Here is a 26,805-nt window from a genome sequence, read left to right on the forward strand (position 1 = left end):
ATCTTATTCTAACGTTAAGATATTGACGTCAAAGGTAACGTCTTGACCAGCGAGTGGGTGATTAAAATCAACCGTCACTGAATCACCTGCGATCTCAGTAATAATACCTGGAATTTCCATACCGTCAGGACCTGAAAATGCCATGATAGTGCCCACTTCAACTTCAGAGTCGCCAACAAACTTAGCACGATCCATATAGTGAATATGATCTGGGTTTGGCATACCAAACGCGTCTTCCGCCTTCAGTTCGATAGACTTTTCAGTGCCGGCTTCAAGTCCAAGTAAGCACGCTTCAAAGTTCTCACTTAGGCTGCCATCACCCATGACGAACTTCGCTGGTTTGCCCATGTTCTCCGTACTATCGGCAACTGAACCATCCTTCATTTTAATCGTAAAATGTAGAGTTACTGCTGAATCATTTTTAATTGCTGCCACGTTACTTTCCTTAGACTTCTTTATTATTTGAGGATGCGCTGTGCTTTGCTTCCTTGTTGACTGAAGCATAAAAAAAAGCGCCGTCGGAATCAACCGACAGCGCTTAGGGCTATTCTATTCTGTGAGTCATAGACTGACTTTGAAGCAAGCTATTTGCTTTCGTCTTTCTTACGGAAACCATCTAAGATGATCATCGCAGCACCGATACAGATTCCCATATCCGCTAAGTTAAACGCAGGCCAATGGTAAGTACCCCAGTAGAAGTCTAAGTAATCGACAACAAAGCCATGTACGACTCGGTCAAACACATTACCTACTGCACCACCAATGATGATCGCATAAGCAATGTTATTCCACTTCTCTGTTGCTGGTAGTTTGCTCATCCAGTACGTCAGCATACCTGTTACCGCAAATGCGATACCCGTAAATAACCAACGCTGCCAACCACTTTGATCACTCAAGAAGCTAAACGCTGCACCGTAGTTATGCACGTACAAAAAGTTAAAGAATGGCAGCACCTCAATACGGTTTGCCCAACCATAACCCATATTGTCCATGACAAAGAGTTTAATGCCGATATCAGCCAAGAAGACCAATAGAGCCAGCCATAACCAACGTACACCAGATTGTTTTAACGAAACTTCACTCATTTCTATTCCTAGTATTTACGAAGTTGGTATTCATTGTTAGTCACCTTACGTGACCTTGATTACCAACTTGGTTAAACACATTTCCTATAACTAAAAATAACCCCAGTTGATACTGGGGCTATGATTTTTACAAAAAGTTCAGTCTTTCTCTGAGTCGTTATGCGAACTTACGCACTTCGCCTTCACCGTCGATGTTCGACACACAACGACCACAAACTTTCTCGTGACCTTCGATAGTGCCTACATCTGGAGTGTGGTGCCAGCAACGGTCACACTTCTCAGCTTCAGTAGCCGCAACTTCAACGAATAGACCAGCAACGTCTGTCGCTTGCGCTGCATCAGACTTGTCGCTCAGTGGCTTAACAACAGCTGCAGAGGTGATAAGTACGAAACGTAGCTCATCTTCTAGCTTGTTGATTTTAGCCGCTAGTGCATCGTCAGCGTATAGAGTAACTTCAGCTTGCAGTGCACCACCGATCGTTTTCTCTTTACGAGCATCTTCAAGAAGCTTGTTCACTGCGCCACGAACAGACTGGATTTCAGTCCAGAATTCGTTGCTTAGCTCTTCGCCTTCTGCAAGACCAAATAGACCTTCGAACCACTCACCTGTGAATACGAACGTGTCGCGCTGCTCTCCAGTTGGTAAAGAGCTTGGCATTTCGTTCCAAATTTCATCTGCAGTGAACGACATGATAGGTGCCATCCAACGAACTAGAGCTTCTACGATGTAGTAAAGCGCCGTTTGACAGCTACGTTGAGCATGGCTGCCCTGCTTCGCTGTGTACTGACGGTCTTTGATTACGTCTAGGTAGAAAGAACCCATTTCGATAGAACAGAACTGCATTAGACGTTGAGTCACACCGTGAGTGTTGTACTCGCCGTATGCTTTAACAATCTCTTCTTGTGCAGCTTGAGCACGGCCAACAGCCCAGCGATCAAGTGCAACCATCTCTTCAGCAGGAACTAGGTCAGTTTCAGGGTTGAAACCGTTCAAGTTCGCTAGGAAGAAACGAGCCGTGTTACGAATACGACGGTAAGCATCCGCTGAACGCTTCAGGATTTCATCAGAAACCGCAACTTCACCCGTGTAGTCTGTAGAAGCAACCCATAGACGCAGGATGTCTGCACCTAGCTTGTTGGTTACATCTTTAGGTGCAACAACGTTACCGATCGATTTAGACATCTTACGGCCGTTACCATCAACCACGAAACCGTGTGTTAGTACTTGCTTGTATGGTGCTTCGTCTTTCATCGCGATAGATGAAATTAGAGAGGACTGGAACCAGCCACGGTGTTGGTCTGAACCTTCAAGGTAAAGATCAGCACTGTGAGTGCGCTCTTCGTTCGGGAAGTTGTACTCTTCACGAGAATCAACAACAGAGAAGTGCGTAACACCTGAGTCGAACCATACGTCTAGCGTATCCATTACTTTTTCGTACTTATCAGCGTCTTCTGCGCCCATAAGTTCAGCAGCGTCTACATCCCACCAAGCTTGAATGCCTTTCTCTTCAACTAGCTTCGCAACTTTTTCAATAAGCGCTGGGCTTTCTGGGTGAAGTTCTGCTGTTTCTTTATGAACAAACAAAGCAATTGGCACACCCCAAGTACGTTGACGAGAGATACACCACTCAGGACGACCTTCAACCATGCCTTCGATACGGCTTTGACCCCATTCAGGCAACCACTCAACACTCTTGATTGACTCTAGTGCTTTAGCACGTAGGCCAGCTTGATCCATAGAGATGAACCATTGTGGTGTTGCGCGGAAGATGATTGGAGTTTTGTGTCTCCAACAGTGTGGGTAGCTGTGCTCGTAAGCGTGGTGATGCAGAAGTGCACCTTTCTCTTTTAGAACTTCTAAAACAGAGTCGTTCGCTTTGAATACGTGCTGACCAGCAAATAGCTCTGTATCTGGCAGGTAAACGCCGTTAGAACCAACTGGGTTAGCGATTTCTAGGTTGTACTTTTTACCAACCACGAAATCTTCTTGACCGTGACCAGGCGCAGTGTGAACCACACCAGTACCTGAATCTGTTGTTACGTGATCGCCAAGAACTGCAGGAACAGTAAAGTCGTAGAACGGGTGGTTGAACTGAGAAAGCTCAAGATCAGCACCTGTAGCAAAACCAAGGTTGTGGAAGTGCTCGATACCTGCACGATCCATTACGTCTTTTGCTAGTTCAGAAGCAACAACGATACGTTGAGCAGGCTGGTCGCCATTCGCTTCAACTTGGATAAGCACGTATTCAAGATCATCACGTAGACATACTGCGCGGTTAGCAGGCAGAGTCCATGGTGTTGTTGTCCAGATAACGATAGAAATTTCGCCTTGACCCGCATGACCTTCAGCTAGAGTAAATTTCTCTAGAAGCGCCGCTTCGTCAGCTGCTGTAAATTTCACATCGATAGATGGAGAAACTTTATCTTTGTATTCAACTTCAGCTTCAGCCAGAGCAGAACCACAATCAGTACACCAGTGAACGGGTTTGAAACCTTTAAGAAGGTGACCTTTGTCTGCGATTTTGCCAAGAGAACGAATGATGTTCGCTTCTGTGCCAAAATCCATAGTGCGATAAGGTTTGTCCCACTCGCCCATGATGCCAAGACGTTTGAAGCTCTCTTTCTGACCTTCAACTTGACCCGCAGCGTACTTTCGACACTCTTCGCGGAATTCAGCCGCCGAAATCTTCTGACCAGGCTTACCTTTCTTCTTCTCAACCATTAGCTCGATTGGAAGACCGTGACAGTCCCAACCAGGGATGTACGGTGCATCAAAACCAGAAAGGGTCTTAGATTTGATAATAATGTCTTTAAGAATCTTATTCAGCGCGTGGCCAATGTGAATATCGCCGTTCGCGTATGGAGGGCCATCATGCAGTACGAAAGATTTTTTACCTTTCTTTGCCTTACGGATTTCGCCGTAAAGATCTTCTTTGTACCAACGCTTCAGCATTTCTGGCTCACGATTTGCCAGATTGCCGCGCATTGGGAACCCTGTTTCTGGTAAGTTCAGGGTATCTTTATAATCACTCATCGATTCTTAATTCCGTTATATTGGGCGAAGTTAGACATTATGTTAATCGGTGGAATCATCCGATTAATTCTTTAGCTGAAGCAGCCACACCCTTGCGGCTTCAGCATCCAATTCTATTTGATTCTTTAGTGCGTCGAACGATTCAAATTTTATCTCGTCGCGCAGTTTGTGCAAAAGTCGTACTTCTAACTGTTTACCATATAAATTGGCTTTAAAGTCAAAAAAATGCACTTCCAATTGCTGCCTTACCCCATTAACTGTTGGTCGTTGTCCAATATTAGCAACGCCACCGACAGGAACACCGTCGATATCCAAAGCTTCAACAACATACACTCCCGATACAGGAGAAACACAACGCTTTAATGGAATATTAGCGGTAGGGAAACCGATAGTTCTCCCTAGTTTTCGACCATGGGACACTCGACCACTAATACTGTAATCACGTCCTAACATGGTAGCACTTGCAGCCAAGTCATCGACCGCTAATGCATTTCGTATCTCAGTACTGCTTACTCGTAATTGGTTTAAGCAATAGCTTTGGGTGCTGACCACCTCAAAACCGTACTTCTCGCCCGCCTCTTTGAGCATAGCGAAATTACCGGTACGACCTTTACCAAAGCAAAAATCGTCACCAACCACCAAGAACTTCACACCAAGCTTATCAACCAAAAGATCCTTAATGAATGCTTCCGCGGATAAACTTGCAAAATACTGATTAAAATTAACACACAATAAGCGACTGATATCTAGCTTACTCAGTTGCACGTATTTGTCTCGTAAACGAGTTAAACGTGCTGGCGCTCTATCTCGGGCAAACAGCTCCATAGGCTGCGGTTCAAACGTCATAACAACAGAAGGTAGCCCTAATGCTGCAGCTTGTTTAGAAACCTGACTCAAAACCTCTTGATGTCCTAAATGAACACCATCGAAGTTACCTATGGTTAATACACAGCCATGATGCTGCGCTTTAATATTGTGTATACCTCGGATCAGTTCCATTATGATCAGCTAAAACCTGTTATTTGCATCATTTATTGTGTGAAACCGACGGATTATATACTAATCAGTATTAATCTGTCGCTGCTTTTAAATGTTTTACTCGGATACCTAAAATCAGTACCGAAACAATATAAACAAAGCCACCAAGTCCAATCAAGCCAGTTAATGTCAGCGCTCTCTGGCTAAAGCTCCATTCAAGCCAATGTTGCATATTATCCAGCTGCCATAAAATAGCCGCTACCATCACCACACCTGAGATAATTAATTTGGCACTGAACAACAAGGTTGTCTTAGTTAATTGATACACACCCGCAAGGTGCAATCCTCGATATAACAAGGCCATATTCACAAAGGCAGACAGTGCCGTCGCAATCGCCAAACCCACATAGCCATAAAAATAAGCAAAGATCGCGTTAAACACCATATTGGTCACCATAGCGATAATGCCGTACTTAACCGGTGTTTTGGTATCTTGGCGAGAGTAATAGCCCGGAGCTAAAACTTTAATCAGCATGAAATTAAGCAAGCCTGATGCGTAAGCTACCAATGACATCGATGCTTGCTGTACATCGTGTGGAGAGAACTCACCACGCATAAATAGCACCATCAACATGGGTTTAGCTAAAACGATAAGACCTAACATCGCAGGAATACCAAGCAGCAACACCATGCGCACGCCCCAATCCATGGTATGCGCGAACCCTTCCCCTTGAGCATCTACGTGTTTACGAGACAAAGCAGGAAGAATCACAGTCGCAATCGCGATACCGAATAAACCGAGAGGAAATTCAAGCAGTCGGTCTGAGTAGTACAACCAACTGATAGAGCCTGTTGCGAGGAAGCTGGCAATAAAGGTATCAAACAATAAGTTGATTTGGCTGACCGATACACCGAACAGAGCAGGGATCATTAATGTGCGGATCTTAACCACACCCGGGTCTCTCCATCCCCACTTCGGCTTAACCAACACACCCGCTTTGATCAAGAAAGGCATTTGGAAAAGGAATTGGACTAAGCCACCAAGAAACACACCAATAGCCAAACCAATTTCTGGTTGTTCTAAATTAGGTGAGATAAACCATGCAGCGCCTATGATCATCACGTTCAAGAACACAGGAGTAAAAGAAGAGACCGCAAATTTACCTAATGTATTAAGAATGGCACCAGATAAAGCGACGAAGGTGATAAACCATAAATAAGGAAAGGTAATCTTGAGCATAAAGCTCGCTAGCTCAAATTTGGGTGCTGATGGGCCATCATTTAGCCAGTCGATAAACCAACCCGCACCAAACATCGCGGTGATCACGCCAGAGCCCAATACCCCGATGACGGTGACAATAGAAACTAAAACCCCGAGCGTCCCCGACACCTTAGCAATTAAATCTCGTGTCTTATCTTTATCACCTGCGGCGTGATATTCCGTTAATACAGGAACAAACGCTTGAGAAAACGCACCTTCTGCAAAAAGTCGACGTAAGAAATTAGGAATTTTATTAGCGAAGAAAAATACGTCGGCACTCGCTCCTGCCCCCATCAAATTTGCTACTACTACATCACGTACTAGCCCCAATACACGGGAAACAAAAGTCATTGCGCTGACAATCAGGCCTGACTTTAATAGTCGTTTACTCACAGAAACCTCTGACACTGGTTGATTACTTTCAAGCGAGGATAAATACTATCCTGTCCTAAGAAGCATATTTATTAGCATTGGTCTAAAAATGCTGTTAGAATCCCCGCCATCTTAACCGCGATGACCTTTCCATACCAAAGTTTGTTTGGCTACGATTGGTTTTTGCACAAATCATTTGACAATTAAGCGCTAATGAGGGATAGTCCTCGCCCTTAAATTGTCACCGAACTAAGTTTTTGGGAGTTAGACCCTTGGCAAACAGTAAATCTGCTAAGAAGCGCGCTATCCAAGCTGAGAAACGTCGCCAGCACAATGCTAGCCGTCGTTCTATGATGCGCACTTACATGAAAAAGACTATCGCAGCTATCGCAGCTGGTGATAAAGAAGCTGCAACTGCTGCTCTTGTAGAAGTTACACCACTTCTTGACCGTATGGCGACTAAAGGCCTTATTCATAAGAATAAAGCTGCACGTCATAAGTCTCGTTTCGCTGCTGCAATCAAAGCTCTTTAATAGAAATTTGATTACAACGCAAAACGAAAAAAACCGGCCTAGGCCGGTTTTTTTATATCTAAATTTTGAGTAACGCTTTTATTTTACGTGCTAACAGCCGTTTTTCTGACCGATAAACAATTTAAGCAGATAGATAAAACAAACAATCAGAAAAATAAATAGAGAAGCAAATTGGTACGTAGATAGATAGGTAAACACTAACGTTCAATGTGAAATGCTAACACTTCCTTGTGTCATTCTATCGCTGATAAGAAATCCCCCTCCCACCAGCAATAAGCTACTTGCAGTAAATACCATGCAGTAGGTTAATCATCGCTTTTACTTCTTCACTACTCAATGTGTAATACACAGTTTGAGCTTCTTTGCGAGTTTCGACCAAACCATCTCTTCTCAACCAAGCAAGATGTTGAGATAAAGCAGACTGACTCAGTTCCAACTTGCCACACAACTCCCCAACCGACAGTTCAGTGCCATGTAATAGGCACAAAATCTGTAAGCGACGCTCGTTAGCCATGGCTTTGAGTAGAATCACAGCTTGTGCTGAGTTCTTCTCCATCTCTTTTAAGTTCATAGTTTGGCTCCCTACAACCTTTACGCCAACTACGGGCTATCAGTATTTCCGGCATATTGCGGAGTTATGATAATCGATATCAATTCATTAACAAACCATCTCACTCGAACAATTTGCTAAAATCTGCGTCACATACGTTTTTTACTGCTGGATGTTGGATCATCCTCTCAGCAAATATGACGTAGTACTCCTCTTTTAACTCTTCAATACCGCCTAATAGTTGCAGTGATGTGTCGTCTTCCACTTCAGACATATAAATCGTCGGTGCTAAAAATATTACGTCATGATGGTAACGAGCAAAAGCCTTCATCAATGCGGCATCATCAAACTCACCTAAAATATCTGGCTTAAGCCCTTGTCTATCAAACCATTGCAGCACTTTACGACCCATTGAGGTTCGGCTGCCAGGGATCAAAAGCTTTCTTTGCTCCAATACAGCAGGGAAATTAACCCCTTCAACCTGACCTGAACTAAAAAAGCTCATTCCACTCTCACCCAGCTTTTTACTGAACAGGCCCGGGCTTTGACTAGAGTCCACCGGACAGTCAGACAAAATCATATCGAGCTTATGTTGAGAGAGTTGCTCAAGTAGCATTTCATGGGTCGATTCAAAACAGCGCAAGTGAATGCTGTTATCTGGAGGGATGGTCGACATCAGTATCTTACTGACGAGTCTTTTAGAGAGCGCATCCGCGACGCCAACATCAAACAGAATATTGGAGTGCTGGCTGTAATTCACGATGTCCAGCATCTCGTAACTCAGGCCAAACATACGATCGGCATATTTAAAGACCAGTTGCCCAAGCTCTGTAGGCTCAACACTGCGGCCATTACGCTTGGTCAACTTGCCATCCATGCGTTCTTCTAAGGCTTTTATCTGCCCCGTTACCGTTTGTGGTGTTAGGAATAGGGCTTCTGCAGCTTTAGTAACAGAGCCTTGCTTGCAAACCATCCAGAAGTAATACAGATGGTTGTAGTTGAGATGCGACATAGATGTGCCGTAATAAAAGAGTAGATACCCTTTTATATCAAATATGACACCGCCACTCAACAAACTCGGAAAAACCTAACCAAATATAGATTTACCACTTATTTTTTCGAAGTGTCTGATTTCATAATGTAATATTTCATCGATTATTTTCAATTTTTTCTAACTTTTAAGATCTATATCACCTATAGAATTTCCATTAAAAAGCAATTTAAAACAACAACTTAAAACAACCACATTAGCAATGGGAATATTTAAAGAGTAAATCATCACAAAAAAGTCGCACCTAAACCAAAATGTAATATTACTGAAATATTTCCCCTCTAACATCACGCTCAGATTAAACAAACAGACCAAACACAGACTTAAACGGTCCAATGGAGAAAACATTATGAACCAAGCTACTACTGCAGCAGCGCCTATCTCGAGCACTACTCGTTGGCTACGCTGGGCTAACTTGGCATTCATGCTTTACCTACTATTACTTTCAGTTTCAATGGTTGGTACAGGCTTCAAATGGGCAACAGGCGAGCAAGCAAAGGTTCTTTTCGAATTTGCTTCACACCCAGTTGCAGGCTTAATGATTGGTTTAGTAGCAACAGCGCTTATTCAATCATCAAGTACAGTTACTTCAATTATCGTTGGCCTTGTGGCAGGTGGTTTACCTGTTGAGCTAGCAATTCCTATGATCATGGGTGCTAACATTGGTACTACGGTAACCAATACGCTAGTTAGCCTTGGTCACGTTCGTTGTAAAGAAGAGTTCAAACGTGCATTCGCAAGTGCGACAATCCACGACTTCTTTAACCTATTAGCCGTTGCTATCTTCCTACCACTAGAGATGGCGTTTGGAATTCTAGAGAAAATTTCTCACTGGTTAGTATCACCGATGCTAGCAACAGGTGATATGAGCATGGGTGGTCTTAACTTCATCAAGCCAATCACTAAGCCTGTTGTAAGTGCGATTAAAGAACCACTATCAACGTTTGGCGACACTGTTGGCGGCATCATGCTTATCGCTCTAGGTATCGCAACTATCTTCGTAGCTATTACTGTAATGGGTAAGCTGATGAAGAGCCTAATGGTTGGTCGTGCTCGTGAGATTCTAAAGAACGCAATCGGTCGTGGTCCAATCCACGGTATCGCTTCTGGCTCTATCGTGACTATCCTTGTTCAGTCTTCTTCTACGACAACAAGCTTGATGGTTCCACTAGTAGGTTCAGGTGTTCTTAAAGTACGTGACGTTTACCCATTCACTCTGGGTGCAAACATCGGTACATGTATTACGGCTCTACTTGCAGCTACAGCAGTGTCTGGTGAGTTCGCAGTATTCGCACTACAAATTGCTCTAGTACACTTGGTGTTCAACATCATGTCAACGGTATTCATCTTCGGTATCCCGTTCCTACGTGAACTTCCAGTTAAAGCGGCAGACATGATTTCAGACATGGCTGTGAAGAACAAAGCTGTAGTGGCTGGTTACCTTGTTGCGGTATTCCTTGTACTGCCTGGTAGCGTGTTAGCTCTTACCGCTTAATAGCAAAATAAACATCGCTTATAGCAAAGCCCGCTACCTCCTAGGTTGCGGGCTTTTTCTTTTTAAGAGCAGATACGGGATTCGTATAAGCGAGTATCGAAGAGAAAGAGCCAATGCGCGTTGAGAGTATACGAGTAACATAAAGCATCACACAGCATATGATTTCTCTGCTCTTCGAATCTCGATTACTCGTCACTGTAACTTAGATACAAAAAAGGCTGCACAGAGGCAGCCTTTCAATCAAACAAAGCGAGTGAGATTAAACCGAGAATGGGTACTTAATCGCTTCGTGGCATTCGTAACCTTCAACCCAGAAGTCATCCATCGTTACCCATGTTTCCAAATCTTCTAGAGACTTAATCTGAGGATTGATATGGAATGTTGGGCCAGCTAACGGCTCACGCTTTAACTGGATATCACGCATAGGTGCAAGTTGATCTTCGTAAATATGAGCATTTACTAGCTTATGGTAAGCCACGCCAGCTTTCTTACCCGTGATTTGCGCCATGATAGCTAGGAAGACATACACTTGAACCATGTTGAAGTTCAGGCCTAGGGGTACATCGCAAGAGCGCTGAGTGCTGTTTAGGTACAGAGTATCACCAAGTAGTGAGAAGTGATGGCTGTACATACACGGACGCAAACATCCCATGTGGAACTCACCTGGGTTGTAGAAGTTTAAGATCTCGCCGCGGTCATCAATACCGTTAGTTAGATCATCAACAATCTTCTTCAGTTGGTCGATATGACCGCCGTCAGGTTTTGCCCATGCACGTCCTTGAACGCCATAAACACGGCCCATGTCATCTTCACCCTTGCGGTAAGGGTTATTCAGCCATGCTTCATTCAGGTTAGAATTCGCATCCCAAGTTTTAGTCCCTAGCTTACGAAAATCTTCAGCATTGTCGTAACCACGGATATAGCCAAGCAGCTCAGCAACTGCGGCTTTCCAAAAACTCTTACGCGTTGTTACCAGTGGGAATTGGTTATTACCAACATCATATTCAAGGTCAGCATTGATCACGGTTAGGCAACGCTTGCCCGTGCGTTCATTTTCAATCCAAGTACCGTCATCAACGATACGCTGACAGAGATCTAAATACTGTTTCACACCAATTCCTTACTTCGTTTGTTGTGGTAATTCGTCTTTGTAGTGACCACGCTTGTATGCCCACACCATCATCAGCACACCGATGATAACCATTGGCAGTGACAAAATTTGTCCCATAGAGATAAATCCACCGAACAAACCTAGGTGAGCATCAGGTTCACGTACGTATTCTACTAAGAAGCGGAATGTACCATATCCAGCTAGGAATAACCCTGATACAGAACCAAGAGGACGCGGCTTTTTGATAAACCAGTTCAAGATGAAGAACAGCACGATACCTTCAAGCGCCATCTCGTAAAGTTGAGATGGGTGACGAGGAAGTGGACCACCGTTAGGGAACACAATCGCCCATGGCACATCAGTCACACGGCCCCAAAGCTCGCTGTTCATGAAGTTACCTAGACGGCCCATACCTAAACCAAATGGGACGAGTGGTGCAATCATGTCTGCCACGCCAAAGAAGGTGCGACCATTCTTTTTCGCATACCAGAACATTGCGGTGATAACACCCAGCAAGCCACCGTGGAAAGACATACCGCCAGTCCATACCTTAAATAGGTACAGTGGGTCTGCTAGGAAAAGGTCAAAGTTGTAGAAAAGTACGTAGCCAATACGACCACCCAACACCACACCTAGAAAGCCAGCAAACAGTAAGTCTGATACTTGCTCTCGAGTCCAACCACTACCCGGTTGATCAGCTCGGCGATTTGCTAACCAAAGAGCAAACATAAAACCGACAAGGTACATTAGGCCGTACCAACGAACTGAGATTGGTCCTAGTTCAATAAGAACAGGATCGATATTTGGGAATTCGATAAAACCCTGAGACATACTTGGCTCTCTATCTAAATTGATTAACGGTTAGCTCAATGACTAACAGAAAAGACACTACAGCAGCATTGTGGCTGCTATAAACATTAAAAATACCGCAAAGAATTTCTTCAGCACAGGGGTTGGCAATTGAGTGGCCAGTTTCGCACCCACTCGAGTGGTCAAAACTGAGGTACAAGATATCGCGATCAAAGCCGGTAGATAAACATAACCCAAGCTATACGCTGGAAGATCATCGACAGAAGATCCATGCCAAATGAAACCTAGCATTCCCGAAATCGCGATAACACAACCGCATACCGAAGATGAGCCGACGGCTTTACGCATTTCTACACCGTGATGGTTAAGGAAAGGTACCGATAAAGACCCACCGCCAATGCCCGCTAAGCTTGATACCAAACCAATCCCGCCGCCACACAACACGGTTTTAGCTGAACCCGGCATCGATTTTTGGCTCTTGGAGCGAATCGACAATAGCATTTGCAACGCCAACACCAAAACAATCACACCAAAGACTTTTGGTAAGTATTGAGCTGGAATTACATCGGCCACGAAAGAGCCGAGGAAGCCACCTATCACCACACCTGGCATCAACCATTTAACGACAAACATCTCTACGTTACCCAACTTTAGATGGTTAATCGCAGACGATCCCGACGTAACGATGATGGTTGATAGCGAAGTAGCCAATGCCATTTGCATCGCAAACTCTTGGGGGATACCCGCTTTAGGAAGCAAAAACAGTAAGGCAGGAACAACCAGCAAACCACCACCAATGCCTAGCAAGCCTGCTAAAACACCAACAATAGCACCAAGGCCCGCTAACAAGCCTATCAGTTCATATGACACGTTAAATCCTATTTTTTACCTGCTCGAATGAAGCCTGTAAATTCACGCTCTTCGAAATAGTTCAGCATCATACTATAGATGTCACTACCATACGGTTTTGAAAGTGCCTTATTTGCCAAATCCTGTAATTCAGCCAAGTTCGATTGACGAATCAAATATTTGGTTCTTGCGACATTCGAGGTATTCATACTTAACGTCTCATACCCCAATCCAATCAATAGCAGCGCGCCCATCGGGTCACCGGCTAACTCGCCACAAATACAAACAGGTAATTGATATTGCTTACAAGTATCATGAATTTGTTTTAATGCCATGATCACCGCAGGGTGCATTGATTCATAGACATCGGATACTCGTGAATTGTTCCGATCAACCGCTAATAAATATTGGGTTAAGTCGTTGGTACCGACTGAAACAAAGTCGACCTTATGCGCAATCAGCGGCAGTATGTACAGCATGGATGGCACTTCAATCATGATACCAACGCGAGGCATACGCACTCGGTTATCAAGCTCATGCACTTCATCATACGCTTGTTCAATCAACTGTAGCGCGTCATCCAACTCCTGTGCACCAGAGATCATCGGCAGCAAAATACTCAAGTTATGGCTTTCACAGCTCGCACGTAGCATGGCACGTAACTGAATAATAAAGATGTCAGGATGATCGAGCGTAAACCGAATACCACGCCAACCAAGGAATGGATTGTCCTCTTCGATAGGAAAATACGGTAAGGCCTTATCACCACCGATATCGAGTGTACGCATCACCACTTGTTTCTCTGGGTAGCTTGCCAGTACAGAACGATACTGCTTGAATTGTTCATCCTCTGACGGGAATCTTTGCTGCAACAAGAAAGAAATTTCAGTTCGATACAGCCCTACGCCATCAACGCCTTGGTTGATAGCGATGTTAGTGTCTGCACTTAAACCCGCATTAAGCAGAATCTCGACTTGCTTGTTGTCTTGCGTTTTTGCCGGTAGGTACAGCTCGCGATTGACCATAGAGGAGAGCTCACTCTCTTCTAGAATCAGCCCTCGATACTCTTTGAGCAGGCTTTTAGTCGGCTCAATAAAGATCTCACCGCTATACCCATCAACAATCGCTCGCTTGCCATTAGCTTGAGCTAGGTTGAGGTTTACCCCCATGACGGAAGGTATGCCAAGCGCTCGAGATAAAATCGCTGCGTGCGAGTTCGCCGCCCCTTCCAAGGAAATCACCGCTAAGAGCTTTTCTTTGGGAATAGACGCTAATACCGAAGCGGTTAACTCACGAACCACTAGGATAATCGGCTTATCTAACGTGCGAAGTTCATGTTCAGAGTTGTGGAGGAAATAGAGCAGCCTTTGTCCGAGCTCTCGGATGTCTTGTGCTCTCTCACGAAGATACACGTCCGACATACGAGCAAAGCGATTAGAATAACTCTCTACAACCTGTCTTAGTGCCCAATCGGCTTTATCGCCTTTCTGGATTTGGCTTTTTAGATCCTTACGCAGCATAGGATCGTTGAGTAAGTGAGTAAACAGGTCAAAGATCGCCAACGCATCTTTATTGATTTCGCTATCTAAGCGCTTTCGCATGCGCTTAAAGTCATTGAGGGCGTTTTCAACCGCTACCGCCAACAACTCATGCTCTCTCTCTATATTGAGCGTCGAAGCAGGATAAACATCGGTGAGTTCAGGCTGAGTGTTGTCCCACCATAAGTCACCAATCGCCACGCCCGATGAAGCTGCAATACCTTTAGTAGCCGGTAGCTTCTGTTGCTCTAACAGCCAATGGCCTTGAGTTTGGGCGTGCGCCACAATAACGGCAAGTTGTGCAGAGAGCGTGACAAGGAAGGATTCTTCCATCTCACTAAATAAACGTGGGGTCTTCTGTTGAATGACCAATACACCGAGCACTTGCTTGCGGTGGATAATCGGAGTACCGAGAAAAGAGTGATAGACGTTTTCTCCAAGCTCTGGAAAAAACTTATAAGCAGGGTGAGCAGACGCTTGTGCAAGGTTGATAGGTTCAGCACTTCTTTTAACAAGGCCAACCAGACCTTCGTCAAAACCAATGTGAATGCTATTGCCTTTGAAGATCAGGCCTTGAGTTGCCATCAACTCAAGGCGCTGCATATCATTATTTGCCAAATACACGGTGCAACATTCCGTCTGCATCGCACTGCATGTCTCTTTAACCAAAATATCAAGAGCCGTCGACACATCTTCAACTCTTGATACGTGTTCAACTATTTCCCTTAGTTGACTGAGCATGCTTAACCTCTACGCAATTTGCGCTTTCCTTTTATTTTTCGCTCTTTAAACGGCATTGCTAAAGATGCGAACTCTTTCATCGCTCGACGGTAAACATCTCGCTTGAAAGAAACAACTTGTCGAACTGGGTACCAGTAACTCACCCAACGCCAACCATCAAACTCAGGTGTACTTCCACGCTGCATATTGATATGCGATTCATCGCAATCTAAGCGCAAAAGGAACCACTTCTGTTTTTGTCCAATACAGACAGGTTTAGAATCCCACCGAACCAGTCGTTTGGGTAGCTTGTAGCGTAACCAATGACGACTTGTCGCGACGATCTTTACATCCTTTTTAGTAAGGCCAACCTCTTCATACAACTCGCGGTACATTGCCTGTTCCGGAGTCTCACCTTCATCTATTCCCCCTTGAGGGAATTGCCATGAATGTTGCCCGTATCGTTTAGCCCAGAAGACCTGACCATGGTTGTTACAGATTACAATACCAACATTTAATCGGTAACCATCGCCATCTATCACTGGCCAACCTCTATCTAAATTTTTAATTACTCTGATTTTTCCACATATCCCCAATCGGAGCAAACTTAGTGACGTGATAAGCGCTATATTTATGAATAATAACTAGGAATATGGATAAGTTTTGCTCAAATTCTAGTTACCCACACAATAGTGAGACATAGACCACATTTATTCACCTTTTCTGTGAATAACTATGTGAAGAATTACCCGCAATCGTTTTTTTTAATCCATAGATTCATCAACACCAAAAACAACAAATCAGTCAAAATAATTTTATTATTATATAAATCAGTAAATTAAAATAACATTCTAGTTTTAAAAAACATTAGAAATGTAAAAGATCTTTCAGAAACCTGACATGGTTAAAGATCAACCACTCCGATGTTTATCCACACTACTAAGTGAAAGATTCATTTTGAACCCCATTTGGCAAGCATTTTATCCACCATAAACCCCTGTTTATTTATCCACTAAATTAATATTTCAATTAATTACCTTTATGTCCTGTGGATAACCCTGAGTTTGATCCCTTCTCTCGCAAGGAGATCATTTCTTAACCAGTCGTCATTTGGTGATAACTTCTGATAAAATCATTTTTTTGATCATGCCTTTTATTATGAAACCAGAACCACAAACACAACAAGAGCTGTTAGAGCGCGCGTATGCCATCGCCGGAATGACCTTTAAAGAGCTCGCTGACGAAGCTGAGATGGTGATGCCAAACGACCTTAAGCGTGATAAAGGCTGGGTTGGGCAGCTATTGGAATGGCACTTGGGTGCACCTGCAGGCAGTAAGCCAGAACAAGATTTTGCCAAGCTCGGTATCGAGCTAAAAAGCATTCCGATTAGCTACTCTGGCAAGCCACTCGAAACCACCTTTGTGTGTGTTGCTCCTTTGATGGGTGTGCAAGGCATAACTTGGGAAACCAGCCACGTTCGAAACAAGCTGTCTAAGGTGTTGTGGATCCCTGTCGAGGGAGAAAGAGAGATCCCGCTAGCAGAGAGGCATGTAGGATCCCCATTATTATGGACACCTAGCCAAGCTGAAGACGAACTCTTGAAGCGAGATTGGGAAGAACTGATGGAGTTGATCGTTTTAGGCAATGTTGAACAGATAACAGCAAGACACGGTGAAGCACTGCATTTACGTCCGAAGGCTGCTAACAGTCGTGTGTTAACGGAAGCTTACGGTGCAAGCGGAAAACCTATCAAAACTAAACCACGTGGTTTCTATCTGCGAACTCAATTCACCCATAAATTACTGACAACACATTACGCATAGATCGTTTAATCGAGCCTCGATAGCCAAAACTATCAGTGCGTTAAAAAACAGTCTGGAATTAGAATCAATATCTCGCTACCAACGCCTCTTAATGAGGTTTGAGCGCCAGTTCAATATCACAGTAGCTTTGGCTTGGCTCATTACCAAACTCATCATAGGCGTTGTGTAAGCGAAGATACGCCTTTTCAAAGCCGAGCCGGAGTAACTCCTCTTTCACTTGATCCAAGGATCCAAAGTGAAGCGGCTCGCCGTCTTGCTTTACCGGTTCTAGCTTATGTTTGTACTCCACCGCCAATAGATATTCTGAAATATCAGAACAGCCAATAACGTACACTTTGGGTGTTTGATAAGAGTCTTTGTGCTCTCCATGTAACCACATGTCTAACTGATGCTTTTGCATAACCGGCCTCCCTTGCTCTCTATAGCTTAGTAGAACTCTATTTCTTTACTAGGGCACGTTGATTTTTCTCGATTAAAAAAACAAAAAAGAGAAGCCAATGCTTCTCTTTTTTGTCCAGTTCTAGTTCAAAAGCGCTCACTTTTGACACCTAACTATCACCGTCAATGATTTAGGGGGTTGAAAGGTGCGATCAACCCCGAAAGATTACGTCGGTATTCGCGCGCTAAGAACACGACGAAGATGACGAACGCGACGTTCAATGGTGACAACTTCAGGCTCAGAGAAACCAATTGGACGACCATCGGCTTCAAGGCCAATATCTCTTAGCAAATGAGTGTTGTGCCAAGGTAGGTCTAGTGAACTACGACGTACTTTTCGCTGCCATTCCCGCTCTTCACGACGAAGATCGGCACGGATAAGGACTGTTGCTAATTTTAAATATACTGAGTGACGCATAATAACTCTCCAGTTGTTGAGTCAACTGAGGAAAAATAGCGTGTTAGATAGTATGAGGGCTTCTCACTTAGCTGCTATTTTTCCGCAGCCAAATAAGGATACGGATCTATTAGTTAGGTTTATCTTGGGTGTTTCGATCGGCTATGGCTGATGTGAGTGACATATCAGTCACCATGTCAGTACACGGATCAAACGACGCGCAAATATGCTGTATAAAATCGAAATGTTTCATTTGCGCCTCCAAGCTAACTAAAAAATCCAAAAAAAATGGGGAAGTAAAAGCAGACAAGTCTTTGTTAAATCGTTGCTTTAACGGTTAAAGTCTAACCAAGTGAGTATATTATTCAACCGCTAATTGATTAACATTTTTAAAACAATGCATTCGCCTGAAATATTAGTTGCATATTCATTTACATATAACATATTCACTATGATTATATAAAATCACAGCATATCTCTCTTAGGGTCTAACTAGAAAACAACGGACTACCCTTCAGAAACAAAAAAGCCACGTAGATACGTGGCCTTTAATTTACGGTGACTGAATAAAGTCATGTAGAGAAGAGTCTAAACAACACCTTCAGAGATTAGGCTGTGTTTATTCAGCAAGCGGTACATCGTCGCTCGTGATACACCGAGCTCCTTAGCCGCCAATGAAACCTGACCACCGTAAGATTCCAATACAATCAGTAACGCATCGCGCTCTGAGCGCTCTCGAATACTCTTCAAGCTTCGGCGTTCATCATTCTGTTTTGGTAAATCCAGTTGGTGATCCTCAATGATCACAGCATCAGACATCAACACAACACGCTTAATCTGATTCATCAGCTCACGCACATTTCCAGGCCAATGGTATCGATTCATCGAACGGATAGCATCGTCTGAGAAGCTCTTCGCTTGAGCATTAAACTCTTTCGAGTACTCACGCAGAAAATGATTCGCCAGTACTGAAATATCGCTCACACGTTCTTTTAAGCTTGGAACATGAATACGCAGAACATTGATATAGTGATAAAGCTCTTCATTGAAGTCGCCCTCGATCAACGCCTTCTCGATATCAGAGGAGTTCGCGGCCAGAATACGCACATCGACAGATTTAGGTCCATTCGCAGTTTCAATCTTACCTTCTTGTAGAAAGCGCAACAGGTTCAGTTGTTGATTGCGTGGCATCGCTAAAACATCATTAAGCAAGATGGTTCCGCCATCGGCTTCTTCCAACATACAAGGCGCAGTCGCTGACTGTGCTGATATGCCAAACACCTCGGCCTCTATTCTCATTTCAGACAAGGCACGACAGTTAACCGTTAAAAATGGTTTCTGTGCTCGCGACGAATTTTGATGAATCGAGCGTGCAATCGTCTCTTTACCAGCCCCACTCTCGCCATAAATCAAGATACTGACATCAGTCGGCCCAATTCGCTTTACTTGGTCTCTCAAGCGCTTCACGGCCACAGAATCGCCTAGCAGTCCCATGTTGTTATTGATGCCGTAGTTTGGCCATACCTTCTGCTCAAGCTTAAGCATACCCAGTTGGTGACCAATGGTACTCAGCAATTGAGCATCTGGGATTGGTGCCGTGAAAAAGTCGATACAGAAGTTGACGATAAACTGGCAGATCGTATCAGAGCTTAATTGAGATTCACGGATAAAGGCGAGCCATCTCACCTGCTTGTTATTGCTCACAAGGTTAGCAATACCGTTGAGACTGAACTCATCATGACTAAGATCGACAATACCAATACATGGGCCAATATCAGCAATCAAGGCGTCGGCTTTTCGTAAATCTGCACACTGGGTACACTGCCAACCCACTTGTTCTAACACTGATAACCAGGGTTCGTACGCACCACCAACGACGATAAGAGAACCTGGTAAGGAATCCATCTTAAATTGAGTTCCCATCCTTCTTCCTTATTCTATTTTTATTTAAATCAGACTAATACGAGTCACTGCTTCATCGTTCGACAAAATGCCGCGAGAGCGTATTCAGCGCAGAGACGTATAGTAGTGAGACTATCTTAGATTTTATGTCTCAATAGTAAGACTATGTCAGAAATAACGATTTTTCGAATCAAGAGTGCGGTACAGACTAGGTTTTGAAGCCCCAAAACAGAAAAAGCCACCCGAAGGTGGCTTTTTAATTACATAGGCTGTTACGCCCTATAAGCGAGAATTACGCCTGTGGACGCATTGCCGGGAACAAGATCACGTCACGGATTGTGTGCGTGTTTGTAAATAGCATTGCTAGACGGTCGATACCGATACCTTGACCCGCTGTTGGCGGTAGGCCGTGCTCTAGTGCAGTAATGTAGTCTGCATCGTAGTACATCGCTTCGTCATCACCCGCGTCTTTCGCGTTAACTTGCGCTTTGAAACGCTCGTCTTGGTCTTGTGCATCGTTAAGCTCAGAGAAACCATTCGCAACTTCACGGCCACCGATGAAGAACTCAAAACGGTCTGTGAAGAACGGGTTGTCATCGCTACGACGAGCTAGAGGAGAGATGTCCGCTGGGTAGCCAGTGATGAACGTTGGTTGAATTAGCTGAGGCTCAGCCGTTTCACCAAAGATCTCTTCTAGAAGCTGACCACATGTCCAGAACGTTTCTACGTCTACGTGTACAGATTTTGCGATAGCAACCATCTTTTCACGGTCTTGTAGGTCTGCTTCTGTTAGCGCTTGAATCTCAGCGTGCTCAGGGTTGTAGTGTTTGATTGCATCGAACATGCTCATGCGAGCGTAAGTGCCACCGAACTCAACCGTTTCGTCACCGTAAGGCATAGAAGTAGAACCAAGAACGTCCATTGCTGCCGTGCTTAGCATCTCTTCTGTCAGATCCATAAGGTCTTTGTAGTCAGAGTACGCTTGGTAGAATTCCATCATTGTGAATTCTGGGTTGTGACGTGGAGATAGACCTTCGTTACGGAAGTTACGGTTGATCTCGAATACACGGTCAAAACCACCCACCACTAGACGCTTAAGGTAAAGCTCTGGTGCAACACGTAGGTACATGTCGATGTCTAGTGCATTGTGATGAGTGATGAACGGACGTGCAGTTGCGCCACCCGGGATCACGTGCATCATTGGCGTTTCAACTTCTAGGTAGCCTTTCGCGCTCATGAAGTTACGGATTGAAGATACAAGCTTAGAACGCACGATGAATGCATTACGAGAATCTTCGTTCACGATTAGGTCAACGTAACGCTGACGGTAACGCATCTCTTGGTCAGTTAGACCGTGGAACTTCTCTGGTAGAGGACGAAGTGCTTTAGTCAGCAATTCAAACTCTTCCATGTTCACGTAAAGGTCGCCTTTACCTGATTTGTGAAGCGCACCTTTAACACCGATGATGTCACCGATATCTAGGCCTTGGTACTTCTCTTTCAGTACTTTTTGAACGTCTTTCGCTGCGTATGCTTGGATACGACCAGAAGTTTCTTGAATCGCAAGGAATGGACCACGCTTCGCCATAACACGACCAGCGATCGCAACGATGTGGTTAAGCTCTTCTAGCTCTTCCTTAGTCTTCTCACCGAATTCCGCTTGAAGATCGCCAGCGAGGTGCTCACGACGGAAGTCATTTGGGTGACCGTTAGCTTTGCAGTTTTGGCGGATGTGATCCAGCTTGCTGCGGCGCTCAGCGATTAGTTTGTTCTCTTCAGGTGAAGAAGCTTCTTGTGCGTTTTCGTTTTGAACAGCATCAGTCATTAGAGATGTACCCTGCTTTTAAAATTTGGACCGCTATATTTTTGCAAATATAGGCATTTTTACCAATATTATTGGTAAAGCTTAATAGTTGATAAAGCTTACAGACCTGATTTCAGGCTAGCTTCAATAAACTTGTCTAAGTCACCGTCAAGAACCGCTTGAGTATTACGGTTTTCGATGCCGGTGCGTAAATCTTTGATACGAGAATCATCCAGCACGTAAGAGCGGATTTGACTGCCCCAACCGATGTCTGATTTCGTCTCTTCGCTCGCTTGTTTTTCAGCATTTTGTTTTTGAATCTCAAGTTCAAAAAGCTTAGCACGTAGCTGCTTCATCGCTTGATCTTTGTTCTTATGCTGCGAACGGTCATTCTGACACTGAACCACAGTGTTAGTCGGAACGTGAGTAATACGTACCGCTGATTCCGTGGTGTTTACGTGCTGACCACCAGCGCCAGAGGCACGGTATACGTCAATACGTAGGTCAGAAGGATTAATGTCGATCGTAATGTTGTCATCAATCTCAGGATAGATAAACGCAGATGCAAATGAAGTATGACGACGACCACTTGAATCAAATGGTGACTTACGAACTAGACGGTGAACACCAGTCTCTGTGCGTAACCAACCGTAAGCATACTCACCAGAAATACGTACCGTTGCGCCTTTAAGGCCAGCAACATCGCCATCCGACACTTCGATAACTTCAGTCTTGAAGCCTTTCGAATCTGCCCAACGTAAGTACATGCGCAACATCATTGAAGTCCAGTCTTGAGCTTCTGTACCGCCCGAACCTGACTGTAAATCGATGTAGCAATCTGATGCATCGTGATCACCAGAGAACATACGACGGAATTCCAGCTTCTCTAGCTTAGCTTCAAGCTCGGCCAGTTCTGGTTCAATTTCATCGAACGTTTCTTGATCTTCTTCTTCAACCGCAAGCTCTAATAGGCCATCAACATCCTCAACACCTTGGTCAAGTTGGTCGATCGTTTCTACTACCGCTTCCAATGCAGAACGTTCTTTACCTAGCGCTTGAGCACGCTCAGGTTCGTTCCATACATCCGGTTGTTCTAATTCTGCGTTTACTTCTTCTAGACGCTCTTTCTTAGCGTCATAGTCAAAGATACCCCCTCAGGATATTTGTGCGCTCAGACACATCCTGCAGACGGTTTTTTATAGGATTGATTTCAAACATTTTAGCTCATCATTTATGAGTAGAATTTAACCGAAGAATTGTACTCAAAAGTGTGACGGAGATACAGAATTTTTTAGAGTGGTGAACCAAGATTCAACAACTTAATGGGATATAAAATTGACAGGCATAAAAAACACGTAAATTTTGTAAGGGCAGGAAGGAAAACAAGCCCTGTTTTTGAACAGAGCTTGTTGAATTTGGCACTATATGATGAGCATTATTGAGCCCAAAATCACTATTTGGCTTCGATATGATCAATCATCAGCTGCAACGATTGGTTGCCGCGAAATTCGTTGATATCGAGCTTAAATGCAAGATGAACGGTTTTTACTGATGCATCAGGCCAGCGACGTAGGTCGACGTTAAAGGCAATACCGTCAATCATCACATTGGTTGGGTGGCCTTTGTAGAGCGGCTCAAGCATCAGCTTAAGGTGCTTTTCACCCACCAGCTTTTGGTGCAGCACTTTAAACTCACCATCGAAGATTGGCTCAGGGAAAGCTTGTCCCCACGGGCCACCTGAACGCAGCGTTTCAGCGGTGTGCATCGAGAACTCTTCTGGTAACAGCTCACCATCAGACAAGATAATGCCCTTCAGTGCTGTTTCTCCAAGTTCATTCTTCACCACATCATTGAACAGCTTGCTGAAGCGTTCAAAGTCCTTTTCCATGATGGTTAAACCAGCCGCCATTGCGTGGCCACCAAATTTAAGAATCAAGCCAGGGTTTTGAGTATCAATTCGGTCCAATGCATCACGCATGTGCAGACCCGGAATTGAACGACATGAACCTTTGATACTGCCTTCGCCGCCATCTGCAAACGCAATCACTGGGCGGTGGTATTTGTCTTTGATACGCGAAGCCAAAATACCAATCACACCTTGGTGCCAATCACGTTGGAATAGTGCCAAGCCAGAAGGTAGGTCGTCTTTACCAAATTCAAGGCGCTCACAAAAAGCCATCGCTTCTTGCTTCATGCCCTCTTCGATCTCTTTACGTGTTTGGTTCAAACCATCCAGTTCACTTGCCATTCGACGCGCCGCATGGATGTTGTTACTCATTAGTAGCTCAACACCAAAAGACATGTCATCCAATCGACCAGCTGCATTGATACGAGGACCAAGAGCAAAGCCAAAATCAGACGCCACCAAACGCTTAGCGTCTCGCTTAGCGATTTCGATCAAGGCTTGAATACCCGGACGAGCTTTACCCGCACGAATACGTTGCAAACCTTGATGCACTAAAATTCGGTTGTTTTCGTCGAGTGGGACCACGTCGGCAACCGTACCCAGCGCCACAAGGTCAATCAATTCCATCAACTTAGGTTCTGTCATGCCGCGCTCTGCAAACCAACCCAACTTACGCATGTGAACACACAACGCCATCATCAGATAAAACGCAACCCCAACACCCGCTAGCGCTTTTGAAGGAAATGCGCAGCTTTCTAGGTTCGGATTGACCATCGCATCGGCGATTGGCAGTTCATTACCCGGCAAGTGATGATCAGTAACCAGAACGTCTAGCCCTTTCTCTTTAGCGAAACGGACACCGTCAATCGAAGAGACGCCATTGTCGACCGTCATGATCACTTCAGCGCCAAGTTCGATCGCCTGTTCAACAACCTCAGGGCTCAAGCCATAACCATCTTCAAAACGGTTGGGTACCAGATAATCGACGTTAGAGCTGCCCAACATACGCAGAGCAAGCACAGACAACGCCGAACTGGTTGCGCCATCGGCATCAAAGTCACCAACAATGATGATGCGTTTTTGCTGCTGAATGGCTTTGAACAACAATTCAACCGCAGCATCAATGCCACCCAGTTTTTGATAAGAGTGCAAGCCTTTCGCTGCTGTCTCTAGTTGGTCAGCACTGTCGATTCCGCGACTCACATAAATGCGCTTTAACAAGTCAGGTAAGTGAGCAGGTAAGACTGAAGTGTCGACCTCAGGACGGCGTTGGATCTCTATCATATAAAAATGGGCCTGATATTAATCAGGCCACTCCTTAAATCAAAAACATGGGGGATAAATTGGCAATACAGAAACGATATTATTGCTCTAAACGTTGAAGAAGTTGTGCTGGCGGTAAGTAACCACTCACCAACTCCCCGCTTGCTAGTACGATAGCAGGTGTGCCATTGATGCCAAGCTCACGACCCAATTGGTATTGTTTGGCGATGATCTGCTTCTGCTCGGCTAGGTCTTTACCAGACGCTGGCATTTGACGGTTTACTTTAGCATCGTGCATGGCTGTTTTTGGATCATCTGAAGCCCAGATTGCCGCCATTTGATCGGCAACTTGTCCTGTTGCACCTTGGCGTGGGTAAGCCATGTAACGAACGGTAATACCTAGATCGTTATAGCCTTGCATTTGGCTGTGCAGACGAACACAGTAGCCACAGGTAATGTCAGTAAATACCGTCACAACGTATTTTTCGTTATCGGCTTTATATTCGATAACTGTATCCGACATCGCCGCGACCTTTTCAGCATTAAGTGGAGCTTGACGCTCAGCCAGAACGTCACTGAATTTGCCGTTATCATCCAGAGAGTAAAGAGTGCCGGCTAGAAAGTGATCGCCCTCTGGAGAAGAAAAGATAATGCCACTGTTAGTTTGAATTTCTAATAGGCCATCGATGTCTGAAGGAACGATCTTCTCTACCTTGATACCGATTTTTTCAAAACGCTTAGTTAACGCTGCTGTATCAATAGCTTGAGCTGGAGTAACTTCTACGGCTGTTGATGTTTGTTCTACTTTCGCTTCTGATGCATTACATGCAGTAATCATGAGAGGAAGCACTAATAGAGGAAGACGGCGTAATACGCTCATTAAGTTCACCTTAAAAATAAATGGATTTAAGCACGTGGGTGATGCTGCGCGTGAATTTGCTTCAGCCTTTCGGTCGCCACGTGAGTATAAATTTGGGTTGTCGATAAGTCACTATGCCCAAGCAACATCTGTACGACCCTGAGATCTGCGCCATAGTTCAGTAAATGAGTCGCAAAAGCGTGTCTTAACACGTGTGGTGACAATAGCTCTGTGTCTATACCAGCAACAACCGAGTAATGCTTAATACGATACCAGAACGTCTGACGGGTCATTTGCTTGGCGCGTTTACTCGGAAAAACCACATCAGAACTGTTTTCGCCGAGCAGTTGTGGCCGACCTTGCTCAATAAAAGTCTCAATCCAGTCCACGGCATTTTCGCCCATTGGCACCAAGCGCTCTTTACCGCCTTTACCAATAACACGCACCACGCCTTGTCTTAGGCTGATATTTTCCATCGTCAAACTGACTAACTCGGTAACACGAAGACCAGTTGCATATAACAACTCAAGCATCGCTTTATCGCGAAGTTCAATAGGGTCATTGGGATCAGGAGCCTCTAGCAGTGCATTAACTTGCTCTTCACTCAAATCTTTTGGCAAGCGCTGTGGCAACTTAGGGCTGATCAACAGTGCACTCGGGTCATCGCCTCTCACTTTCTCGCGGTGCAAGTATTGGAACAAGCGACGAATCGCCGACAACATGCGAGCACGGGAAGTCTGCTTAAAATCGGCGTCGGCTAACCAGCCTTGATAATCCTGTAACCCTGAAAGGCTAATAAAGTCGAGGCGGTAATTGTTCTTTTCCATCCACGTTAGAAGCTTGGACAAATCGGTACGATATGAGACAAGCGTATTCTCCGATAACCCTCGCTCCATCCACATAGCATCTAAAAACTGCTCAACGAGACCGTGGTCTGCGCTCTGCCCTTGAGGCGACTGCATAGTGTTACTCACAATATTGGAAACTGTTTTGAGAGTATGCCAGAGCAAATATGAATGCCATAA

Annotated in this window: 23 protein-coding genes; 3 read left to right on the forward strand and 20 right to left on the reverse strand. The window is 44.6% G+C overall.

All coding sequences use genetic code 11. The features are described from left to right. Positions 1 to 3: 3 nt before the first annotated feature. From fkpB to murJ, 5 genes are all read right to left on the reverse strand, one after another. Positions 4 to 435: an FKBP-type peptidyl-prolyl cis-trans isomerase gene (fkpB, locus tag AB4154_RS21905; protein WP_372124108.1), complete on the reverse strand. Its 432-nt coding sequence runs from the start codon at positions 433 to 435 to the stop codon at positions 4 to 6. Positions 436 to 584: 149 nt separating this feature from the next. Beyond that, a complete protein-coding gene (lspA, locus tag AB4154_RS21910; RefSeq protein ID WP_004739521.1) occupies positions 585 to 1,085 on the reverse strand; it encodes a signal peptidase II in 501 nt (166 codons plus the stop codon). 157 nt (positions 1,086 to 1,242) lie between these two features. Further along, complete coding sequence (gene ileS / locus AB4154_RS21915) at positions 1,243 to 4,119, reverse strand: isoleucine--tRNA ligase (protein WP_372124110.1); 2,877 nt, start codon at positions 4,117 to 4,119, stop codon at positions 1,243 to 1,245. Between the two features lie 63 nt (positions 4,120 to 4,182). Next, positions 4,183 to 5,118, reverse strand: coding sequence for a bifunctional riboflavin kinase/FAD synthetase (gene ribF / locus AB4154_RS21920; RefSeq protein ID WP_017062867.1), 936 nt, complete (start codon positions 5,116 to 5,118; stop codon positions 4,183 to 4,185). 70 nt (positions 5,119 to 5,188) lie between these two features. Further along, a complete protein-coding gene (murJ, locus tag AB4154_RS21925; protein WP_032545655.1) occupies positions 5,189 to 6,751 on the reverse strand; it encodes a murein biosynthesis integral membrane protein MurJ in 1,563 nt (520 codons plus the stop codon). 251 nt (positions 6,752 to 7,002) lie between these two features. Between murJ and rpsT the strand changes: the two genes are divergently transcribed. After that, positions 7,003 to 7,263 (forward strand): 30S ribosomal protein S20, encoded by a 261-nt coding sequence (gene rpsT, locus AB4154_RS21930; RefSeq protein ID WP_004739529.1) that lies wholly within the window; start codon positions 7,003 to 7,005, stop codon positions 7,261 to 7,263. 277 nt (positions 7,264 to 7,540) lie between these two features. Here the strand turns inward: rpsT and AB4154_RS21935 are convergent, their stop codons facing one another. Both AB4154_RS21935 and nhaR read right to left on the reverse strand, forming a co-directional pair. Next, the gene (locus tag AB4154_RS21935) at positions 7,541 to 7,834 is read right to left on the reverse strand and encodes a metalloregulator ArsR/SmtB family transcription factor (protein ID WP_004735028.1); all 294 of its coding nucleotides are present in this window, start codon (positions 7,832 to 7,834) and stop codon (positions 7,541 to 7,543) included. Positions 7,835 to 7,934: 100 nt separating this feature from the next. Continuing rightward, positions 7,935 to 8,825 carry a transcriptional activator NhaR gene (nhaR, locus tag AB4154_RS21940; RefSeq protein WP_017059341.1) on the reverse strand — a complete coding sequence of 297 codons (891 nt, stop codon included), beginning with the start codon at positions 8,823 to 8,825 and terminating at the stop codon, positions 7,935 to 7,937. Positions 8,826 to 9,213: 388 nt separating this feature from the next. Between nhaR and AB4154_RS21945 the strand changes: the two genes are divergently transcribed. Beyond that, a complete protein-coding gene (locus AB4154_RS21945) occupies positions 9,214 to 10,359 on the forward strand; it encodes a Na/Pi symporter (protein ID WP_017059340.1) in 1,146 nt (381 codons plus the stop codon). Positions 10,360 to 10,618: 259 nt separating this feature from the next. On the opposite strand, the gene AB4154_RS21950 is transcribed toward AB4154_RS21945, so the two are convergent. Genes AB4154_RS21950 through rppH form a run of 5 tightly spaced genes read right to left on the reverse strand, consistent with a single transcriptional unit; the run spans position 10,619 to position 15,929 of the window. Further along, a complete protein-coding gene (locus AB4154_RS21950) occupies positions 10,619 to 11,470 on the reverse strand; it encodes a thymidylate synthase (protein WP_017059339.1) in 852 nt (283 codons plus the stop codon). A gap of 9 nt (positions 11,471 to 11,479) precedes the next feature. Continuing rightward, positions 11,480 to 12,301: a prolipoprotein diacylglyceryl transferase gene (lgt, locus tag AB4154_RS21955; RefSeq protein ID WP_017059338.1), complete on the reverse strand. Its 822-nt coding sequence runs from the start codon at positions 12,299 to 12,301 to the stop codon at positions 11,480 to 11,482. Between the two features lie 57 nt (positions 12,302 to 12,358). After that, positions 12,359 to 13,150: a sulfite exporter TauE/SafE family protein gene (locus tag AB4154_RS21960; protein WP_017059337.1), complete on the reverse strand. Its 792-nt coding sequence runs from the start codon at positions 13,148 to 13,150 to the stop codon at positions 12,359 to 12,361. Between the two features lie 8 nt (positions 13,151 to 13,158). Beyond that, on the reverse strand, positions 13,159 to 15,408 hold the full coding sequence (gene ptsP / locus AB4154_RS21965) for a phosphoenolpyruvate--protein phosphotransferase (protein WP_017059336.1): 2,250 nt from the start codon (positions 15,406 to 15,408) through the stop codon (positions 13,159 to 13,161). 2 nt (positions 15,409 to 15,410) lie between these two features. Next, entirely contained in the window at positions 15,411 to 15,929 is a 519-nt protein-coding gene (gene rppH, locus AB4154_RS21970; RefSeq protein WP_017059335.1) for an RNA pyrophosphohydrolase, read from the reverse strand. A 616-nt stretch (positions 15,930 to 16,545) separates the two neighbouring features. Between rppH and mutH the strand changes: the two genes are divergently transcribed. Continuing rightward, the gene (gene mutH / locus AB4154_RS21975) at positions 16,546 to 17,211 is read left to right on the forward strand and encodes a DNA mismatch repair endonuclease MutH (protein WP_032546406.1); all 666 of its coding nucleotides are present in this window, start codon (positions 16,546 to 16,548) and stop codon (positions 17,209 to 17,211) included. A gap of 88 nt (positions 17,212 to 17,299) precedes the next feature. On the opposite strand, the gene AB4154_RS21980 is transcribed toward mutH, so the two are convergent. From AB4154_RS21980 to xerD, 8 genes are all read right to left on the reverse strand, one after another. Beyond that, on the reverse strand, positions 17,300 to 17,611 hold the full coding sequence (locus AB4154_RS21980; RefSeq protein ID WP_004735016.1) for a DUF6482 family protein: 312 nt from the start codon (positions 17,609 to 17,611) through the stop codon (positions 17,300 to 17,302). Between the two features lie 204 nt (positions 17,612 to 17,815). After that, positions 17,816 to 18,067: a hypothetical protein gene (locus AB4154_RS21985; RefSeq protein ID WP_008224444.1), complete on the reverse strand. Its 252-nt coding sequence runs from the start codon at positions 18,065 to 18,067 to the stop codon at positions 17,816 to 17,818. Positions 18,068 to 18,634: 567 nt separating this feature from the next. Continuing rightward, positions 18,635 to 19,969: a cyclic-di-GMP-binding transcriptional regulator VpsR gene (gene vpsR / locus AB4154_RS21990; protein ID WP_017062873.1), complete on the reverse strand. Its 1,335-nt coding sequence runs from the start codon at positions 19,967 to 19,969 to the stop codon at positions 18,635 to 18,637. 271 nt (positions 19,970 to 20,240) lie between these two features. After that, positions 20,241 to 21,773, reverse strand: a complete 1,533-nt coding sequence (gene lysS, locus AB4154_RS21995; protein ID WP_017059330.1) for a lysine--tRNA ligase — start codon at positions 21,771 to 21,773, stop codon at positions 20,241 to 20,243. 98 nt (positions 21,774 to 21,871) lie between these two features. Continuing rightward, positions 21,872 to 22,970 (reverse strand): peptide chain release factor 2 gene (gene prfB, locus AB4154_RS22000; protein WP_100208942.1). Its coding sequence is split into 2 segments (ribosomal slippage): positions 21,872 to 22,894 and positions 22,896 to 22,970, totalling 1,098 coding nucleotides; the frame shifts between segments, so codons are not numbered across the junction. A 235-nt stretch (positions 22,971 to 23,205) separates the two neighbouring features. Beyond that, positions 23,206 to 24,942 (reverse strand): single-stranded-DNA-specific exonuclease RecJ, encoded by a 1,737-nt coding sequence (recJ, locus tag AB4154_RS22005; RefSeq protein WP_372124112.1) that lies wholly within the window; start codon positions 24,940 to 24,942, stop codon positions 23,206 to 23,208. A 79-nt stretch (positions 24,943 to 25,021) separates the two neighbouring features. After that, positions 25,022 to 25,801 (reverse strand): thioredoxin fold domain-containing protein, encoded by a 780-nt coding sequence (locus AB4154_RS22010; protein WP_372124114.1) that lies wholly within the window; start codon positions 25,799 to 25,801, stop codon positions 25,022 to 25,024. A 26-nt stretch (positions 25,802 to 25,827) separates the two neighbouring features. Beyond that, the gene (gene xerD / locus AB4154_RS22015) at positions 25,828 to 26,742 is read right to left on the reverse strand and encodes a site-specific tyrosine recombinase XerD (RefSeq protein ID WP_004735009.1); all 915 of its coding nucleotides are present in this window, start codon (positions 26,740 to 26,742) and stop codon (positions 25,828 to 25,830) included. Positions 26,743 to 26,805 lie beyond the last annotated feature (63 nt).

This window comes from Vibrio sp. 10N.286.51.B11 (genome assembly GCF_041469245.1).
Classification (GTDB): domain Bacteria; phylum Pseudomonadota; class Gammaproteobacteria; order Enterobacterales; family Vibrionaceae; genus Vibrio; species Vibrio crassostreae_C.

Coding starts and splice junctions, on each gene's coding strand:
- AB4154_RS22010 (WP_372124114.1), bottom strand. CDS start 25,801: ATGAGCGTATTACGCCGTCTTCCTCTATTAGTGCTTCCTCTCATGATT.
- AB4154_RS21945 (WP_017059340.1), top strand. CDS start 9,214: ATGAACCAAGCTACTACTGCAGCAGCGCCTATCTCGAGCACTACTCGT.
- nhaR (WP_017059341.1), bottom strand. CDS start 8,825: ATGTCGCATCTCAACTACAACCATCTGTATTACTTCTGGATGGTTTGC.
- lysS (WP_017059330.1), bottom strand. CDS start 21,773: ATGACTGATGCTGTTCAAAACGAAAACGCACAAGAAGCTTCTTCACCT.
- recJ (WP_372124112.1), bottom strand. CDS start 24,942: ATGATAGAGATCCAACGCCGTCCTGAGGTCGACACTTCAGTCTTACCT.
- vpsR (WP_017062873.1), bottom strand. CDS start 19,969: ATGGGAACTCAATTTAAGATGGATTCCTTACCAGGTTCTCTTATCGTC.
- xerD (WP_004735009.1), bottom strand. CDS start 26,742: ATGCAGTCGCCTCAAGGGCAGAGCGCAGACCACGGTCTCGTTGAGCAG.
- ileS (WP_372124110.1), bottom strand. CDS start 4,119: ATGAGTGATTATAAAGATACCCTGAACTTACCAGAAACAGGGTTCCCA.
- AB4154_RS21935 (WP_004735028.1), bottom strand. CDS start 7,834: ATGAACTTAAAAGAGATGGAGAAGAACTCAGCACAAGCTGTGATTCTA.
- AB4154_RS21980 (WP_004735016.1), bottom strand. CDS start 17,611: ATGCAAAAGCATCAGTTAGACATGTGGTTACATGGAGAGCACAAAGAC.
- AB4154_RS21985 (WP_008224444.1), bottom strand. CDS start 18,067: ATGCGTCACTCAGTATATTTAAAATTAGCAACAGTCCTTATCCGTGCC.
- lgt (WP_017059338.1), bottom strand. CDS start 12,301: ATGTCTCAGGGTTTTATCGAATTCCCAAATATCGATCCTGTTCTTATT.
- mutH (WP_032546406.1), top strand. CDS start 16,546: ATGAAACCAGAACCACAAACACAACAAGAGCTGTTAGAGCGCGCGTAT.
- ribF (WP_017062867.1), bottom strand. CDS start 5,118: ATGGAACTGATCCGAGGTATACACAATATTAAAGCGCAGCATCATGGC.
- lspA (WP_004739521.1), bottom strand. CDS start 1,085: ATGAGTGAAGTTTCGTTAAAACAATCTGGTGTACGTTGGTTATGGCTG.
- ptsP (WP_017059336.1), bottom strand. CDS start 15,408: ATGCTCAGTCAACTAAGGGAAATAGTTGAACACGTATCAAGAGTTGAA.